The sequence below is a fragment of the Rhizobium gallicum bv. gallicum R602sp genome, from assembly GCF_000816845.1.
GTDB classification, from domain to species: Bacteria; Pseudomonadota; Alphaproteobacteria; order Rhizobiales; family Rhizobiaceae; genus Rhizobium; species Rhizobium gallicum.
Genome location: NZ_CP006877.1, coordinates 2,792,466 through 2,809,357, shown reverse-complemented (window position 1 = coordinate 2,809,357; position 16,892 = coordinate 2,792,466). Strand labels below are relative to the sequence as shown.

Annotated in this window: 13 protein-coding genes, 1 tRNA gene and 3 pseudogenes; 7 read left to right on the top strand and 10 right to left on the bottom strand. The window is 61.3% G+C overall.

The window, feature by feature from the left end:
• Window positions 1-100 precede the first annotated feature (100 nt).
• The 7 genes and pseudogenes from RGR602_RS13935 to RGR602_RS13905 all read right to left on the bottom strand — a co-directional run bounded on the left by RGR602_RS13935 (window position 101) and on the right by RGR602_RS13905 (window position 7,198).
• Window positions 101-854: pseudogene (locus tag RGR602_RS13935) on the bottom strand (transporter).
• Window positions 855-1,042: 188 nt separating this feature from the next.
• Entirely contained in the window at window positions 1,043-2,845 is a 1,803-nt protein-coding gene (locus RGR602_RS13930; protein WP_039845601.1) for an adenylate cyclase, read from the bottom strand.
• A gap of 186 nt (window positions 2,846-3,031) precedes the next feature.
• Entirely contained in the window at window positions 3,032-3,793 is a 762-nt protein-coding gene (locus RGR602_RS13925; RefSeq protein WP_039845600.1) for a bestrophin-like domain, read from the bottom strand.
• 14 nt (window positions 3,794-3,807) lie between these two features.
• On the bottom strand, window positions 3,808-5,115 hold the full coding sequence (locus RGR602_RS13920) for an alpha/beta hydrolase (protein WP_052451559.1): 1,308 nt from the start codon (window positions 5,113-5,115) through the stop codon (window positions 3,808-3,810).
• A 264-nt stretch (window positions 5,116-5,379) separates the two neighbouring features.
• Window positions 5,380-5,757 (bottom strand): hypothetical protein, encoded by a 378-nt coding sequence (locus RGR602_RS13915; RefSeq protein ID WP_039845599.1) that lies wholly within the window; start codon window positions 5,755-5,757, stop codon window positions 5,380-5,382.
• Between the two features lie 105 nt (window positions 5,758-5,862).
• Window positions 5,863-6,879 (bottom strand): Lnb N-terminal periplasmic domain-containing protein, encoded by a 1,017-nt coding sequence (locus RGR602_RS13910; RefSeq protein WP_039845598.1) that lies wholly within the window; start codon window positions 6,877-6,879, stop codon window positions 5,863-5,865.
• 52 nt (window positions 6,880-6,931) lie between these two features.
• A complete protein-coding gene (locus RGR602_RS13905) occupies window positions 6,932-7,198 on the bottom strand; it encodes a hypothetical protein (RefSeq protein ID WP_039845597.1) in 267 nt (88 codons plus the stop codon).
• A 224-nt stretch (window positions 7,199-7,422) separates the two neighbouring features.
• On the opposite strand from RGR602_RS13905, the gene RGR602_RS13900 reads away from it, so the two are divergent.
• From RGR602_RS13900 to RGR602_RS13870, 7 genes and pseudogenes are all read left to right on the top strand, one after another.
• The gene (locus RGR602_RS13900; protein ID WP_052451644.1) at window positions 7,423-7,725 is read left to right on the top strand and encodes a DUF2147 domain-containing protein; all 303 of its coding nucleotides are present in this window, start codon (window positions 7,423-7,425) and stop codon (window positions 7,723-7,725) included.
• A 117-nt stretch (window positions 7,726-7,842) separates the two neighbouring features.
• On the top strand, window positions 7,843-8,613 hold the full coding sequence (locus RGR602_RS13895) for a hypothetical protein (RefSeq protein WP_223843941.1): 771 nt from the start codon (window positions 7,843-7,845) through the stop codon (window positions 8,611-8,613).
• 64 nt (window positions 8,614-8,677) lie between these two features.
• On the top strand, window positions 8,678-10,201 hold the full coding sequence (locus RGR602_RS13890) for a DUF1254 domain-containing protein (RefSeq protein WP_082046544.1): 1,524 nt from the start codon (window positions 8,678-8,680) through the stop codon (window positions 10,199-10,201).
• Window positions 10,202-10,638: 437 nt separating this feature from the next.
• A pseudogene (locus RGR602_RS39705) lies at window positions 10,639-10,857 on the top strand (hypothetical protein); the annotation flags it as partial.
• A 21-nt stretch (window positions 10,858-10,878) separates the two neighbouring features.
• Window positions 10,879-11,604, top strand: a complete 726-nt coding sequence (locus RGR602_RS13880; RefSeq protein WP_039845596.1) for an LssY C-terminal domain-containing protein — start codon at window positions 10,879-10,881, stop codon at window positions 11,602-11,604.
• Between the two features lie 118 nt (window positions 11,605-11,722).
• A complete protein-coding gene (locus RGR602_RS39700; RefSeq protein WP_052451558.1) occupies window positions 11,723-12,052 on the top strand; it encodes a carboxymuconolactone decarboxylase family protein in 330 nt (109 codons plus the stop codon).
• 424 nt (window positions 12,053-12,476) lie between these two features.
• On the top strand, window positions 12,477-14,195 hold the full coding sequence (locus RGR602_RS13870) for an adenylate/guanylate cyclase domain-containing protein (RefSeq protein ID WP_039845595.1): 1,719 nt from the start codon (window positions 12,477-12,479) through the stop codon (window positions 14,193-14,195).
• A 245-nt stretch (window positions 14,196-14,440) separates the two neighbouring features.
• Here RGR602_RS13870 and RGR602_RS13865 read toward each other — a convergent pair.
• From RGR602_RS13865 to RGR602_RS13850, 3 genes and pseudogenes are all read right to left on the bottom strand, one after another.
• Window positions 14,441-14,517, bottom strand: a tRNA-Arg gene (locus RGR602_RS13865).
• 125 nt (window positions 14,518-14,642) lie between these two features.
• Window positions 14,643-16,010: pseudogene (locus tag RGR602_RS37180) on the bottom strand (IS3 family transposase).
• A gap of 86 nt (window positions 16,011-16,096) precedes the next feature.
• On the bottom strand, window positions 16,097-16,879 hold the full coding sequence (locus RGR602_RS13850; RefSeq protein ID WP_039845594.1) for an ATP-binding cassette domain-containing protein: 783 nt from the start codon (window positions 16,877-16,879) through the stop codon (window positions 16,097-16,099).
• Window positions 16,880-16,892 lie beyond the last annotated feature (13 nt).

Genomic DNA, 16,892 nt, shown 5'->3' with positions numbered 1-16,892 from the left:
GTCGGGCATGCAGAGGTAGCAGGAGAAGGTTATCCGACTGCGGACATGCGCCGAACGAGCTCCAGTTATGAGTACGATGTCTCTTCGGGGCTCTTTGCGCCTACTTCGGAAATAGGAACGTCAGCCCGACCCCCGCCCAGCCCTTCGGAGCCGTTGTCCGGAGCCGCCGCCCAGTATCGGAGCCCGGCCGTCAGGCTGATCGGCTGCTCGTTCACCTTGACCAGCCTGGAGACGGTCGGATTGATCGGCACCGACCATTCATTCGCCTTCCAGTCGTATGTGGGTTCCGTGTTCAGCGCGAACGTCCATGCATTCGGTGTCGTGTAAGAAAGAAAGGGCTGCAGGAACGTGTTGCTGATGTCGTTGCGGTCCTCATTGCCAGCGAACGACCAGATGTGGTTGGCCAGCACGCCATAGGTCCAGGGGCCGCCCTGCTTCAGCGCAACAATCGTCGCTCCTGCGCCCAATTTCTCGCCGCCGAGCAGGTCGTCAGTCGCGGTCGGGATCAGGAAGACAGGTCCCGCGCCCCAGATGAGGCCGCCATCGGTTGGCTTGGCAGGCGACAGGAAGAAGCTCTGGACGACGTCGCCGAGACCGAACTGCGATCCGGATGGCCCGGCGATGTCGTCCTGGAAGGTCACGGGCAGGATCGTGCGGGAGATCAGGTTCCAGTCGGCGTTCAGCGAGATGGGGATCACGGGCTGGATGTTCAGCGACGTCTTGTCGCCATCGAGCGGGCCGTAGCCGTGGTCATAGTTCAACTGGAAGGGGACGCTGATGAGCGAGGCGATCGGATTCGAAGGTTTCTTGGCGAGATCGGCGCTGGAATTCTGTCCGTAGGCGGTCGACCCCATGCCGAGCGTCGCTGAGACTGCAAGCGTCAGGGATGTCCTTCGCAGCAAGATGCGGGTCGATGCGGTCGTGGCCATTGCACTATTCTCCGTCTGATGCCGAGGCTGGCGGTGAGCCAGACTGAGGTCATGCGCCGGAAGAATGACGGAACACGCCGGAAAAGAAACGTATGCTACCGTAGCATACGGCCCTAACGGCCGTATGCGGCGTCGGAAACCCTGAACTCAGCTTCGACATCCGTCGCGCTGGGCACTGGCAGTCCAGCCCGTCGAAGCGCTGCGATCATGCGCGTGCTGTCCTTCGGTGGCAGGTTTCTCTTCCGGTTCTCGGCCACGATGTTGGGCAGATAGTCGGGGCGCATTTTCATGAACACCTCGCCCTCGCGCCTCGCTTCTGCTAACAGCCCGGCCTCGGAGTAGATGACCGCCGCAACGCCATGGAAGAGCGGAAATTTCTGCAGGTCGGCTTTGCGGATCAGCCGCACCGCCATCTCATGCTCGTCGAGCATGCAGGCGATCAGGGCGCGCGTCCCGAAGTAATATCCGGCTCCGCCTGGATTGAGCTTGATCGCACGATCCAGCAGTTCCGCGCCACGCTTCCATTGCCCCGAGAACGCGACGCGCGTTCCGAGCTCCCCGAGGAACTCCGTGTCGTTCGGGTTGGCGGCGAGCGCCTCCTCGCCGACATCGAACGCCTCTTTCGTCTCGTTGTTGAAGAACAGTGCCGTCATGAGCGCCTGCAGGGCGCGCGTGTTGTCGGGTTCGAGCGAGACCGCCCGCCGCGCCGAACCGAGCGCGCGCTCCATCGCGGGACCCTTGTCACTCTGCGGATTGAACTCGAACCGGCCCTCGTCGAGATGGATGATCGAGAGCATTGACCAAGCCGTCGCGTAGGCGGGGAAACGCGCCACGGCGTTCTGCAGGCAGTCGCGCGCGATCAGATGCGCTTCCGAGTTCAGCTCCTCGCGGTAGGCGTAGTAGCGCAGCGTGCAGTCATGGACGCCAACATCGTCCGGCGGCGGGTTGGCCGCCATCGATTTTGCGATGATGCCGTAAGGCTGGGCGATCGCCGTTGCCACCTTGCTCGCGACATCCGTCTGAATGAAGAAGAGCTCGTGCGTGTCCAGATTCTCGTCGTAGTCTTGCGACCACAGGATGGATCCGTTGGAGGTGTCGACGAGGCGCACGGTCACACGGACCTTGTCGCCCGCGACGCGGACCCCGCCTGCGAGAAGGTAACGGGCGCCAAGTCCCTCGCGCACCTGCGATGCCTCGACACCGGGAGGCAGTGCCTTCGATGTCTCGCGGCCGAAGACGGTGATCTCCTTGAAGCGGGGAAGGGCGGTTAGAAGCTCCTCGGTCAGCCCGGCGGTATAGCGAGCAGCCTGCGGGCCATCGCCCAGGTCCGCGAAGGGTGCGATGACGAGGGTCGGCTCGCCCGGAACCTGCCCGGCGGAACGACCGGTGGCCGGCCCCGTCAGAACGCCCGCGTAATAGCCAAGCCCCGCGCAGACGAATGCCACGAGCACGGCCAGCACGGGCCAGGCGAGACGCCGCCACGCGAAAGCAGGGGCCTCGGTGACGTCTTCGTTCAGCGCATCCCCGGCCGCTTCTATCGGCGCGTCATTCCGCGTAAAGGTCGGCACGTAGCCGCCCTTGGGGATGTCGATGCGGATCGGATCGCGCTGGCCCGCAATGAGATAGTAGCGTTCGATGACCCGGCGCAGACGTCCGGCCTCGATCCGAACGACGGGATCTTCCTGAGAGAAGCTCGCGCTTCGGTGGAACACTTCGATGGCGATCGAATACGCCTTGAGACGCTGTGCCCGGCCTGCAAGCGTCTCCTCGGTAACATATTTCAGGAAGGCAGCGCCACGTCCGGCGCTGGGAAACTCGCGGCTGGACAGAATCCGTTTAAGCTGCGCCCTGACCTCCTCATGGGTCGGACAGGGGCGCTCGGCCCGATTGTCAGGCGTAGGCACCGAGGGCTGCATTGCATCCTCCTCACCGGTCACAGCATATGCGCGACAGTTACAGCTTGTATTGGAATCCCCTGATGCAACCTAGCTCCCGAAGAGCGTTTCGTCTACCTGAAAGAGGTTTCGCTGCCGGCAAATGTGGCACTGTCGGGAAGGATTCTCGGGGTGAACCATACGGAGGCGCTCGGTCCGCCCGCGCAGTTACCGAGAGTCAATGTGTTCAAGCGCAGCCCGCAGCGGCCCGTCCGAGACATAGATGACGCCAAGATACGGATGCGCCATGTCGACGACGAGGAAGATCGCTGCTGCGACTGACAGCGAACAGACCAGCATGACCCCGATCACGGTCGAATTGGCCGGGGCCTGGAGGCCAAAGGTCAGGAACAGCCACGCCAGCCAAAAGACGAGGATAACGAGAAACGCAGTCGGCAGCCCTTCCGAACTGCTTTCGACGAACATCCAGTGGGCTTCGGCCAGAAGGCCGCTGATCTCGAGCGCTCGAGCCTGAAGCAAGCGCTGTGGTTCGGTCGCCGGAACCAGGTTGCGAAGTTCGCCCTGCACAGGCTCGATGCCTTGGTTTTCATCGTATGGTTCGATGCCCGCCCGCTCGGCCGCGGTTCCCCATCCCTGAACAAGTTTGTTCTCGACGAGAAGCCGCAGCCGGCTACGCGCATCCGCCGTCTCCGGGCCGTAGTGCGCCAGCACCCGGTCAAGCAGCAGCAAACGGGCAACGGAAGTCCGCAGTTCGGCTTCGGCGTTGTTGTAGACGTTGTTCGCCGAGGCGATCAGCAGCCCGAGGGCAAGGGCAGACAAGGTGCCGACAACCGCCGTCGACAGGCGGATCACGTCCTTGGATTCGGAATCGAGGTGATGGGCTGGCAGCCGGTTACGGATGAGGATGCCGATCAGCGAGGCCCCGAACAGGCAGATGAAAACGAGTGCGCCCAGGGCGATCGAGCTCAAGCGGACGTCTCCTGTTATCTCGGCTTCCGGCACGCCGGGTCGGTCGGAATCGCCGCGCAGTTCTTGACCGCAATCTTCTGCCTTCCGCCGTCTTGTCCGGTCAGGCCGCCGACATGATTGGCGTAGTTGCCGCGCGTATCGGCGTCAAGCACCGCGACGGGGGCGGTCAGTACGAGACCCGCGGCACTTCCGGCCGCCGCCGCCACATTCGTCGTCCCCGCAAGGATCGTGTCGCCAAGACCGACCCGGCTGTCCGTCAGCGTCTGCCCTTCGGATAGCCGCGCGCCGATGAGCTGGACGACTTGCGGCGACTCGGCGAACTTGCTGTGATTGAGATCGTCGCTGACCTTGATCTTCGTCAGGTCGATCACCGAGATCTTGTAGTCGGCGAGTTCAGCCTTGTACGGTGCGGTTTCCGGATCGATCGAACCGAGCCGTGGGATGTTGCCCCAGACCCGGCGCGAGAAGGCAAGCGCCTTGTCGTCGCGCGATACGAAGAGCGTGAACTGCGGATGCGGGTTGCCCATGTCCTCGATTTGCGATCGGAAGACATCGACGTCCACATCAGGGGCGGCCAGCATCACGTTCTTGAACTTCCCCGGAAGACCGCCGTTGCGGATCGCCATCTGCCGGAGCGCCTCCAGCGCCAGCCAGTTGCCCATTGAGTGGGCCAGCACGTTGACTTCCTTCACCTCTCCGTCTTTGGCGAGATACTGGAACAGCGTCTCAAGTGCGTTGCGCGTGTAGTTGGTGCTCTCGCGGTCATAACCGTAGGCCAGCAGGCTGCCGCGCGATGGCCAGGTTACAAGGATCGGCGTGCTGCGGACATTGGAATCGTGGACGATCTGAGCGAAGCGGTAGACGCTGTCTTCAAAGCGATTGTTGAAGCCGTGGATGAAGACGAGGACGCTGTGGTCGGGGTTCTTTCTAACCGAGGCGTTCAGCCAGCCTTTCGCGCCGTCGAGACTGAGCTCGTCGGCCTTCAGTGTGGCGAAATCGGTTTCCGGATTTGAAGGCAGCTTCTTTGGCCAGGCGACGTCACCCTCCTTGCGGATCTTGGGCAGTGAAACTCTCATCTCCGCGAAGGACGGCGTCCGGGCGCGCTCGCCCGTAAACATCTGGCCGGGAACGGTGGATCGGGCGCGTGTGGTCGCGACCAGCATATCGACGCGGCTGGTATCCGGCACGGTATCCGCAACGGGCGACAGCACGTCTTTCGGGTGTCCGCCACAGCCTGTGAGCACGACCAGCGCGAGGCATGGAAGAAGTCGCCGGATACGACCAGCAGTCAACGAACCAAACAAGCCCAAGTCATCCCCCATCAGCATTCCGACATCGATACGCAGTCACGTGCCCGAAGGCGGACAGTAGCTTGTTGACGCAACAGACACTTGTGCTGTTCGCGTGGCATGTTCCGTCGCCACATCAGGAGGCGAGGATCTTCTCAATCAGTTAACTTCCGTGAACTTCAAAGACGCTCTGACGTCCTTGCCGTCAGACGAGCGACTGGGTGATGGCGCCTGCATCACCCCTTGTCTGTTCAAATTGATCGCCGTCCTCAATCCACATGCCGACGTCATAGCATGTTATCGCGGACAGACATCCCAGAAACCCGTCTTCTTGGTGTTATCGGTATAATACCAGCACATGCCGGACTGCGGCGGCGTTCCGGCGACCGAGGCCGCCGCTGCGCCTGCGATGAAGCCGAGGGCAGCCCCCGCGGCAATCGCACCGCCCGCGGGCCAATAACGGCGAGGGTTCACCACGACGACGCCCCGCATGACGGGCGGGCGAGGGACTACGACTGCACCGCGACCACCGACGGCCGCACATCCTCTAGCTCCGCATCCAGCCACCGCACGGCGGGCTTCGGCCGTGGTCGGAGCGAACATTGGTACGGCCACCATCATCAGGAGGGCCGCAGCCGTGGCGACGTTCTGAAAGTGCTTGATGATGAGCTTCATGAGTTCGGTCCTGGTTGAGGGCGTAGGCGAAACTTCGCCCAGCGAATTCCTGACAGGGCGCACGATGCCTCAATCATCGCGTTTCCCTTCGTATGTTACTGTACGTTACGGCGTAGCGACGGCGACCGGGAAGGGCACGCCGAGACGGATTGCCTTCGAGAAATCGGGCGACAATCCATCCGCCCGCGCCCGCCCGTGGATTTTGGCAATCTCTCGCAGCCGGGCGAGCGGCATCGACGTGTCAATGGCTCCCCGGTCATACGCGTAGTCGGGAAGATAACCGTTGACGATCAACCGCCAGTCGAACGGCACCTTGTCTCCGGCGACACGCATCAGCTTGGCGACGGTCGTCGTGCAGTTGGTGGTGATCGAGTTGTAGTACTGTGGAGTCCGGGCGAGGGCGTTGGCCTCCGCGACGTACTCGAGCAGTAGCTTTCGTGCCTGCTCCGGACTGGCTCTCAGCCGATAGATTTGGACGTCCTCGCCACGCACGTTGGAGCGGACGCCGACAACGTCACGTTCGTCCGCGGCAACAACCACGAGCGGGTCGTTCTTGAAGAGATCGGCAAGGGGAGAAAACGCGCCACCGACCTTATGGCGTACCTCGATCGACCAGGCGAGTTGTTCGCCGCCTTCGAAGCCGAAGCTGAAGATGACATGTGCGATCTGGGGCCCCGCCCAGTATGACATGAACAGGTCGACTGTCTTCACCTTGTTCACATCGTAGGTTCGTGTCGTCCAGTGCTCCGTGAAGTCGGAATTGCTTCGCCACTCGAAATCCCGGACATCAGTCAAGGTCAGCAAATTTCCGTCGATACGACCCGTGACCTGGCGGGCGACGTCCGGCGCCCATGCAGCGTTCGCTTCCGGCTTGATCGAGCTCCACCAGAAGAGAACCAAGGCAAAGACGACAGCGAACGAAAGGATGGCTCTCATGCGCAGCCGGCTGGCAAGCGCCGCGACAGTGCAGAGACCGAAGACGAGGAAGACGCCAGCGCCAATTGCTCGTCCGGAATCAGGCAGGGACAGGCGATACCATAGGGCGAGGGAACCCCAGGCTGTCAAAGCCGCCATGACCAGGGCGACCGCGAAGATCAAGATGATCGCCATCAGTCGAGGCATGTTGTTCCTTTTCCGTAACGGCCGACGTGCCGATGATGCGGAGATCGCGCGTTCATCTGGCGCCCGGGAATGGCACGACCTTGGCAAGATCCAGCATGGTATGGATTTCCTTGCCGAGCCAATCCATGAGTTCGAGCGCCTCGGCATAACGTTCATCTCGCTCAGGAGCCGTAGACGACTCCCAGTCCCGCATGTGCTGGTCCGCGATGGAAAAGTCGTTGCACAGCTCCCGGAAGCTTTCATTGCGGGAGGCAAGCGCTTCGATCTCCAGCGTCTGCTCGGGAAACCTGCGCTTGGCAAACTCCGTGTCGTATTCCATTGCATCGGCTCCCGGCCAGGCGACGCGGGCTCCCGCACATCCGCGTAGTCGTCATGAGGATGACACAGAACCCGGCCGGCACCATGTAGGTTACAGTAACACACGGCGAGTTTCTTGCGGTCGGCAGCGCCTGTGTGGTCCATTCGGTCATCGGCCTGTTGGCGGGCCAGCCATGCGAGGACCTTACCGTGAAACCCATCCTGATCTCCGTCACAGCGCTGCTGATGTCGACCGGACTGGCGAGCGCAGCCGATCCGATCGTCGGAAACTGGAAGACGACGCTCGGCGACACCGCCACGATCGAGCCGTGCGGCGGCGGTTTCTGCATCACGCTGAAGAGCGGCAAGCATACCGGCGAGAAGATCGGCGCGTTCGAAGGCAACGGCGGCAGCTATTCTGGCAAGATCACCGATCCCGACGCGAAGAAGACCTACAACGGCACCATCAGCGTCTCCGGCGACACGGTCACCCTCAAGGGCTGTGTGATGAAGGTCGTCTGCGAGTCGCAGAAATGGTCACGCCAATAGTCCGCGGGAACAAACGGATCCGGTAACATACGGGGTTTTTCCAGCGTGATTGGCCAGCCTTGCGCCGGGAATCAGTTCCGGCAATCGCCGGAGCCATGGGAAATCGGGGACTGCTGCATGATTGAAATGAAAAGCATCTATTGCGGGATGGCTCTGGCCCTGGCGGCGACACCTGCGGCCGCCGCAGACACGTCGGAACCTCGACCGGTCGTCGTCGACAGCGGATGGAAATTCCAGGTCACGTTCGACGGCTGGCTGGCAGGCTTGAATGGCGACATCGGCGTGCGCGGCCTCCCGGCGGCGGCGGTCGACGTCTCGCCTCTGGACGTGCTCGAGGATTTGGACGGCGTTTTCGCGGGATCCTTTCAAGCAGCAGGCGATAGCTGGCTTCTTTATACGGATGTCATGTGGGCCAAGATTTCGACCGACGCCGACGTCGGCCCCTTCGGCGGAACCGCCGACTTCGAGCAGACGCAGATCGTGGCGACGGCGCTTGTCGGCTACGAGCTGCCGGTCAACGTGGCGAACATGCAGCTCTACGCGACGGGTGGACTTCGCTACCAGCACAACAAGGTGGAACTCGGGATCGATCCCGTGTTCTTCCCGGCGATCGACCGCAGCGGTTCGCAAAGCTGGACCGATCCGATGGTCGGGCTCACCATGCATTATGACGTCAATAACAAATGGTTCGTGGACGTCATGGCCGACGTCGGCGCCTTCGGCGTCGCACCCGACATCACTCTGCAGGGAACGGCAACTGTCGGCGCTACAACTGGACGGACACGCTCGCTTCGTCTTTCGGCTACAAGGCCTTCTACACCGACTATGAGGAAGGTGGCTTCCGCTATGACGCCACCCAGCACGGCATCTTCACGCGACTGGCGGTGAAATTCTAGCCGGCGTCCGGCCACCGCTCGTTGTCTCCCATAAATTGACTTAGTGGAGGGACCACATGACGATTTCATCGATGAAAAACCTCTTTGGAGCGGCTTCGGCGCTGGTCCTTCTTGCCGGGGTCGCGCACGGGCAGACAGCACCGAAGATGGAGATGGCGACGCCGATACCGAGTTCGATCGTCACGCCGGAGAGCGTCGACACCAGGATTGGCAAGCTGAATTTCTTCGACGGCTTTCCGGACGACGCCACTTCGGAGAAGATCTACGACAATCTCGATTTCATGCGTGGTGTCGACGCCTTTCTCAACGCCATGCCCGGCGCATCCGTCGAAGCTATGCGGGTTGGACTGGCCAGCCAGGGCGCGGACAACAACCAGACCATCCTGATCTTCGAGAATCTCATGGATTCGCATTCGCTGTTCCTGACCGGCAACACCGAAAGCATCTACAATCTCATGTGGCTCGACACCAAGGCGGGTCCGCTGGTCATCGAGACGCCGCCCAATATCCTGGGAATGATCGACAACCACTGGTTCGAATATGTCGGCGACGTCGGCAATGCCGGTCCGGACAAGGGCAAGGGTGGAAAATACCTGCTCTTGCCGCCGGGCCACGAGGGCGAGATCCCCGAAGGTTATCACGTGTTGCGGACGTCGACCTATGGAAACCTGTTCTTCTGGCGCGGCTTCCTCGAGAACGGCAGCACGACGACCGCCGTCGAAAACACCAGGAAATTCGCCAAGGTCTATCCGCTTTCGGAAGCCGACAATCCGCCGCCGATGAAGCTAATCAACGTCTCAGGCAGGGAGTTCAACACCATCCATGCCAACAATTTCCATTTCTACGAGGAAGTGAACGACATCGTCCAGTACGAGCCGAACGACGCCTATCACCCTGAAGTGCTGGGACAGCTCGCAGCCATCGGAATCGTCAAGGGCAAAGCCTTCGCGCCCGACGAGCGGATGAAGAAGATCCTTACCGAAGCCGTGGCCGTCGGCAATGCGACGGCGCGCACCATCACCTTCAAGACCCGCATGAAGGACGCCTATTATTACCCGAACAGCGCCTGGTTCACCGGCTTTGTCGGCGGGAGCTACGAGTTTCTGCTGCAGCCCGGCGTTCGCTATCTGGAGGCCCGTGTCCTGTTTCATTACTACGCAACGGGCATCACGCCGGCCATGGCGATAAAGCGCGTCGGCATCGGCTCGCAATATGCCGGCGCAACGACCGACAAGGACGGCAAGCCGTTCGACGGCGGCAAGACCTATAAGATTCACCTGCCGCCAAACATTCCTGCAAAGGAATTCTGGTCGTTCGTGGCGTATGACAACCAGACGCGTTCGATGCTGCAGACGGACCGGCAATTCCCCAGCATCGGAAGCGACAAGAAGGACATCGTGATCAACGCGGACTCGTCGGTCGACGTCTGGTTCGGTCCGACGGCGCCGAAAGGCCATGAGGCCAACTGGGTCCAGACAGTGCCGGGCAAGGGTTGGAACGTCCTTCTTCGCCTATATGGCCCGCTGGAGTCATGGTTCGACAAGACCTGGAAGCCGGGCGAGTTCGAACCAGTCGAGTGACGCCAGAATACGCGATGAACGGATCGCCACAGGCGGCGCCCGCCTCCAATGCGATTCGACTGGTAGGTGGGATCGGCATCGGCCGGAATACCGCGCCGTACATGAGGGCGCGTCGGGATCAGCCACGGCGGCCTGTGCGTTCTGCTTCGTGTTTTCACCAGAGCAACGATCAGCGGGACTGCATTGGGAGGCGGAGCTTGAAGTCAAGATCAGGGCTGTCGGCACCATGGATCTACGTGGGGCTCCTCGCAGCTCAGACCGCTGCGGCCCTGATTCTGTTCTGGATCGTGTTCCCCATCTTTCATGGCTTGGTCACCCACCTCGGGGAGCGGCAGATGCTGGACCTCTCGGATCAGCTCGGGATTGTTGCCAGCGACGCGCTGCTTCATTGCTGTTACTGGACACGGTTGAAATGGGTGCCGGTTACCCCGCCGTTTCATGGCCCGGCTTCGCTTTTCATCGACATGTTCGTGGCGCGCGCCGGAATGGGGCGCGTTGGCGTGGGTGCGGTCGGCTTCCATGGTGGATTGCATGCGCATCCGGCGGCCCGCTACGGCGCCGCAGTCGCGACGGGCGCTGCCATCGGTGCTGCGGCGGCTCCCGTGCCATGCTATAACCCCGCTTGCGGCTACTATCCGTATCCGCCCTGCTACTGAAGTCGGGAGCGGCACACTGCAATGGAGCAGGGGAGAAACAGCCGAGGCGGATGGAAATCGGCGGCGGGCGTTCTTGCCGCCGTCCTCCTGGCGTATCTGCTCGTCTGCTACCTGGTGATGCCTGAACTTTGGATCTTCCGTGACCGGAGCACTGTTGCCGATCTCAGCCGGATGGTCACTACGACCGACGACGACATTCCGGGCGACCCAATCAACGTCGGCGTCGTCGGCCCGAAGCAGCAGGTGATCAAAGCCTTCGCCGCCTCAGGCTGGGATCCCGCCGACAGGATAACACTGCTCTCCTCGATCGAAATTGGCCTGAGCGTGGCGCTCGATCGGCCGGATCTCGATGCGCCGGTCAGCCCGCTGTTCTTCGATGGCCGGAAGCAGGATCTGGCCTTCGAAAAACCAGTCGGGCGAAGCGCGGACGAGCGCCACCACATACGCCTCTGGCACACGGCGTCGGTCGGCGCCGACGGCCAGCCGCTGTGGCTGGGCTCCGCCAGCTTCGACCGCGGAGTCGGCGTCAGCCACGACACCGGGCAGATCACCCACCATATCGGACCCGATCTCGATGCCGAGCGCGAGCTGGTGATCGGTGACCTCAAGGCCGCCGGGCAGGTTTCGATGACCTACGAGCGCGCAGGTGCCGGTGCGACAAAAGATGGTCGCAACGGCGGCGGAGACCCGTACTTCACCGACGGTCGTATCCTTGTGGGGGTGCTGAGATCGGCCGAAAAGCAATAAGATTCGCGAGGGCGGGACCAGGGCGAACCGGCCGAAACCGGCTTCCCCGACTAACCATCGACGGATCCGCTTTCGCGGCGCCGCTCGAAGGGAACTGCCCGTTCGACCTCGGCGACGGATGGCAGCCGGCGTCTCATGGCAAGGAGACAAAACACTCGAGCCGGGGGGTCCTCAACTGTGCGATTGTGGAAGCCTTCGGGCCTTTGCCAGTGCAGTCACCAATTCCTGCGATTGGGCGGTGGCCTTCCACAGCATCCTCGCTCTGAAGGAAGGACTCACGCCCGCTGATGTCGAGGCGATCCGCGAGGGCGGTGTTCCTGCTGACACTCGACTTGCCGCTCTGTCGGCACTTGGCGCGAAGCACGCGGCCATGTGCGCGACGATGATCTTGAAACCGGCGTCGCCGCTGGATTGCGCCGGGAGCAGGTGCTGGAGATGGTGGCCGTGACCGCGGCCTCGACCATCACCAACTATGTCGACGCGATCGCCCAGCCACCGCTTGAGGATTTCTTGCGGCCGCATGCTTGGCGGACCGGGCGGGATTCGAACATATACCCCGAAATAATCGGCTGGCCCCGGATACGTCATAAGGAATGTCGGCTTTTGGACGTTGGACAAGCAGCTTTGATGTCCGAAATGAAGGCGCAAAGGGGTCATAGTCCGTTTGCGCCACTGCTGCGAACAAGCAGCGGGATCGGTCGGACGCGCGTCAGTGGCGCTGCGGCAGGAGAGCTGGGGCGTCGCGCGAGCCATAGTCTCAAGAGGCGTGATCTGTGGTATCATAGGCCGGTAAGGCGGTAATGCCAGAGGCGCCGGTCCTGCCTGGCTCTGACCTGCGGCTTGCGAGTCGTGAATCTTTATTGAGGCTCAACATGGAGCGGAAGCTCGCTGCCATCCTTGCCATCGATGTTGTCGGGTACTCGGCGCTCATGGAGGCGGATGAAGCGGGCACCTTCGACCGGCTGAAACGTGGCCGCAAAGAGCTGTTCGAGCCGGAAATCGCGACGCGACACGGGCGAATCTTCAAGCTGATGGGAGACGGCCTGCTGGCGGAGTTCGGCAGCGTGGTGGATGCGGTCGAATGCGCGGTCACGCTTCAGCGCGGCATGGCGGAGCGTAACGCGAGCGTCGCCGAAGACCAGCGCTTCGAAGTCCGGATCGGAATCAACCTTGGAGAAGTGATCGTCGAAGGGGACGATCGCTATGGCGAGGGCGTGAACGTGGCGTCGCGTCTCCAACAACTCGCCGAGCCCGGTGGTATCTGCGTTTCGGAGAAGGTGTCCAAGGAGGTCAGGCAGAAGCTGGCGTTTGCGTTCGAGCCCATGGGCGAGCAGCGGGTGAAGAATATAGCCGAGCCGATATACTGCTATCGCGTGAACCTGCACGTTCCGAGAGCCGCTCCGGTCGGCCGACTGGCATCGCTCGAATTGCCCGACAAGCCCTCGATCGCGGTCTTGCCTTTCACCAACATGAGCAACGATCCGGAACAGGAATCCTTTGTCGACGGCTTGACCGAAGACCTGATCACCGACCTGTCTCGCTCAGCCGGCCTCTTCGTCATCGCGCGCAACTCAACCTTTGCTTACAAGGGGCGGTCGGTCGATGTGCGTTTGACCGCGCGTGATCTAGGGGTGCGCTATGTGGTTGAAGGCAGCGCCCGGCGCGCCGCGGCGCGCGTGCGCATCAATGCGCAGCTGATCGACGCGATCGGCGGCGATCATATCTGGGCCGAGCGCTACGACAGCAGTCTCGAGGACATCTTCGCAGTGCAGGACGAGGTCACGGCCAAGATCGTCGAAGCCCTTGTGGGCCGATTGGCCGGACAGCCGGCGCGCAAACGGCCGACGAGTCTCGAAGCCTATGACCTTTGCGTGCGAGCCCGCGGCGTCAGTTTTCAGACCGGGTTAGGCGCGCGGGAAGCGCGCATGCTCCTGGAAAAGGCGATCGGACTCGATCCCGACTATGCCGAGGCACATAGCTTGCTGGCGCTCAATCTTTGGCTCGGCTGGCTGTTCTGGAACGAGCCGAAGGAAACCAACCAGCCTCGCGCGCTGGCGGAAGCGCAGCGGGCTGTGGCGCTCGACCCTAACGATGCGGGGAACCGCTGGGGGCTGGGCATCATACTTGGTCACGAACGGCGTTACGCGGAATCGGATGCCGAGTTCGAGGCAACCTTCAAGCTCGATCCTAATCATGCCGATGCCTGGGCGATACGCTCGGATCTCATCACCCTGAGGGGCGACGCGGTCAAGGGCGTCGAATTCGTGAAGCGGGCGTTGCGGCTCAATCCGCGCCCACCGGGATGGTACTATTGGATGGCAGGCCAAGCCTATTATGCGCTCGGCGACTATCAATCCGCGGTTGAGGCTTTGCGCAAGCCGGAAACCTACCGCACCACGTCGCGGCGCTTGCTGGCGGCAGCCCTCGCGCAGCTCGGGCGCCTGGATGAAGCCCGTCAGGAGGCGGAATTCTTCATGATGAACGATCCCCATTTTAGCATCGGGCACTGGGCATCATCGCAGCCATTCGACGACGAGGAAGTGCTCCAGCGCTTCGTCGAAGGCTACCGCAAGGCTGGCCTTCCCGACTAAAGAGCGCATCATTTTGGATTGCCGGCTTGCTCTGGTCAGGACATAGGCTCGACTTTTGGCTGTGAGGGCAATGCCCGTGGGTTCCATCGATCGATGTCCGTTGATGGCGCGCGAGTACGACGTTGGTGATGGATCCTGCAATGTCCGCTTTCGAGAAGCCGGAAAAGCAGTTTTTGTGACCGACAACGAGGCGCAAAGCCGCCTTCTCTGCAGTTTCTTAGTTTTGTTCTGGAGTGGTAGAAAAATGGCGCACCCGACAGGATTCGAACCTGTGACCTTTGGAATCGGAATCCAACACTCTATCCAGCTGAGCTACGGGTGCATGCCCTGAGGCGGTTTGAATCGCCTGTCCGATGGGAGGTTCTTAGCCTAGCTTGCCCTGCGCTTCAATCTCCAAAATTGAAAAGTCCGCCGTTCTTGTGAACTGACCCCATTAAGTTGGACGGTTTAAAGGCAAGGCAGATTTAAGGGCTGGGTTCTGTATTGTACAGGACTCAGCCCTTTGAGTTTCATTTTGATCCTGTCGTGATTGTAGTAGTTGATATAGTCGGTGATGGCGGACTGCAGGCTTTGAATGCTGGCGAATTTGGTCGGGTAGAACAGCTCTGATTTCAGCACCGCGAAGAAGCTTTCCATTGCCGCGTTGTCGAGACAGTTGCCTTTGCGTGACATGCTTTGGATGACGTCGTGTTTTCAAGCGTGCGCTGATAGGCGGTCATCTGATAGTGCCATCCCTGATCGGAATGCAGGATCGGCTTTTCGCCGCCCCCAGCCGGTCCAGCGCCTTGCTGAGCATGGTTTCCACGAGTTTGAAGACGGGACGGCGGGCTGTCTCGAAGGCGATGATCTCGCCATTGAAAAGGTCCATGACCGGTGAGAGATAGAGCTTTTCGCCCGCAACGTTGAACTCGGTCACATCCGTCACCCATTTCTGGTTTGCATCCTCAGCCGTGAACTTGCGCTGGATGAGATCGGGAGCGGTGCGGCCGGTAGCGCCCTTGTAGGACCGATACTTCTTCGGCCGCACCAGCGATTTCAAACCCATTTGCCCCATCAGGCGCTGAACTGTCTTGTGATTGACGTGCCGTCCCAGTCGGCAGATGGCAGCCGTGATGCGGCGATAGCCATAGCGCCCCTTGTGAAGGGCGAAGATGGCTTTGATGCTGTCTTTGAGCGCGGCATGGCGGTCGGCCAGCGATGCTGCCGTTTGCTGGTAGTAGAACGTGCTGCGGGCCAGGCCTGCCAATTGCAGCAGACCGGCAAACGAATGGAGCGGCCTTAACGCGTGAACGGCTTGGCGCTTTTTGTAGCCGCTGTTGTTCCTGCGTTAAGGCCTCCAGTTTTTTTAGGTAAAGCGTTCTCCATGCGCAGATAGGCCAGTTCCGAAAGCAACTCCTCGCGGCTCTTCGTGTCATCGCTCGCCAAGGCTTGCGGTTCATCGGTGGTAGGCGGTTTGGGCATCAATCGGGGCCTTCCTCTGCACCGCGGGGCCAACGCCTCTATCCCGCCGCGCTCGTAACACGTCTCCCAATCGACAAGGCTACTCTTGTTGCGGATGTTGAAAATCGCAGCCGTCTGCCGATAGGAAAGCCCATCGTCCCACATCCGCTGCAATACCGAAAGCTTGAAAGACGCGTCAAAGGAGCTGTATTTCTTTACCAACCCAGACACGCCATGCGCCGCATGAGCCGCAGCCCATTTGCGCACCGTCGAATGATCAACGTCAAACCGAGCCGCTACTGCGCGTGCCCCTTCCGTGCCGCTCTCATAAGCGGCGATGACGGACTGCTTGAACGCTAAGCTGTACTTGGACATGCAAAACCCCCGAAGGTAGGTGTCCAACTTTCGGGGGTCAGTTCACTTGCGAGTGGCGGACTTTTGGCGTTCACGGGTCTATTCGTTCAGATCTGCATGGCGCCGGGGCCGGGGATCGCCTTTGGCGGCACCTTGCCAAGGATGATCATGCCGAGAACCTCGTCTTTGGTGACGTCCTCGGTGCGGGCGTGGCCGACGACCTGGCCATTCTTCATGACCGAGACGCGGTCGGCGAGGTCGAAGACGTCATGGATGTCGTGGCTGATGAGGAAGATGCCGATGCCTTCCTTCTTCAGCTGCTTGATGAGTTCGCCGACCTGCGCCGTTTCCTGGGGACCGAGGGCTGCTGTCGGCTCGTCCATGATCAGGATGCGGGCGTTGAAGAGGATCGCGCGGGCGATCGCCACCGACTGCCGCTGACCTCCTGAAAGCGCCTTTACCGGCTCCTTGAAGCGCTTGAAGTTCGGGTTGAGGCGCCCCATCACCTCGCGGGCCGAGGCCTCCATGGCGACGTCGTCGAGCGTGCCCCACTTCGTTCGGATCTCGCGGCCGAGATAGAGGTTTGCGGCGGCATCGACGTTATCGGCAACGGCGAGCGTCTGATAGATCGTCTCGATCCCGTATTTCTTCGCATCGCGCGGGTTGCGGATGTCGGCCGGTTCCCCGTTGATAAGGATGTCGCCGCCGTCGCGCTTGTAGGCACCGGAAAGAATCTTGATCAGCGTCGACTTGCCGGCGCCATTATGGCCGAGGAGGGCGACGACTTCGCCGGGGTAGAGGTCGACCGAGGCGTTGTCGACGGCGTGGATGCCACCGAAGGAGATCGAGATGTTTTTCAATTCCACAAGGGGAGTGCTTTGTTGTGTCATGGTTTGGCCTCCT

Coding starts and splice junctions, on each gene's coding strand:
- RGR602_RS13870 (WP_039845595.1), top strand. CDS start 12,477: ATGGAGCGGAAGCTCGCTGCCATCCTTGCCATCGATGTTGTCGGGTAC.
- RGR602_RS13900 (WP_052451644.1), top strand. CDS start 7,423: ATGTCGACCGGACTGGCGAGCGCAGCCGATCCGATCGTCGGAAACTGG.
- RGR602_RS13895 (WP_223843941.1), top strand. CDS start 7,843: ATGATTGAAATGAAAAGCATCTATTGCGGGATGGCTCTGGCCCTGGCG.
- RGR602_RS13930 (WP_039845601.1), bottom strand. CDS start 2,845: ATGCAGCCCTCGGTGCCTACGCCTGACAATCGGGCCGAGCGCCCCTGT.
- RGR602_RS13905 (WP_039845597.1), bottom strand. CDS start 7,198: ATGGAATACGACACGGAGTTTGCCAAGCGCAGGTTTCCCGAGCAGACG.
- RGR602_RS13850 (WP_039845594.1), bottom strand. CDS start 16,879: ATGACACAACAAAGCACTCCCCTTGTGGAATTGAAAAACATCTCGATC.
- RGR602_RS13880 (WP_039845596.1), top strand. CDS start 10,879: ATGGAGCAGGGGAGAAACAGCCGAGGCGGATGGAAATCGGCGGCGGGC.
- RGR602_RS13890 (WP_082046544.1), top strand. CDS start 8,678: ATGACGATTTCATCGATGAAAAACCTCTTTGGAGCGGCTTCGGCGCTG.
- RGR602_RS13920 (WP_052451559.1), bottom strand. CDS start 5,115: ATGGGGGATGACTTGGGCTTGTTTGGTTCGTTGACTGCTGGTCGTATC.
- RGR602_RS39700 (WP_052451558.1), top strand. CDS start 11,723: ATGGCAGCCGGCGTCTCATGGCAAGGAGACAAAACACTCGAGCCGGGG.
- RGR602_RS13915 (WP_039845599.1), bottom strand. CDS start 5,757: ATGAAGCTCATCATCAAGCACTTTCAGAACGTCGCCACGGCTGCGGCC.
- RGR602_RS13910 (WP_039845598.1), bottom strand. CDS start 6,879: ATGCCTCGACTGATGGCGATCATCTTGATCTTCGCGGTCGCCCTGGTC.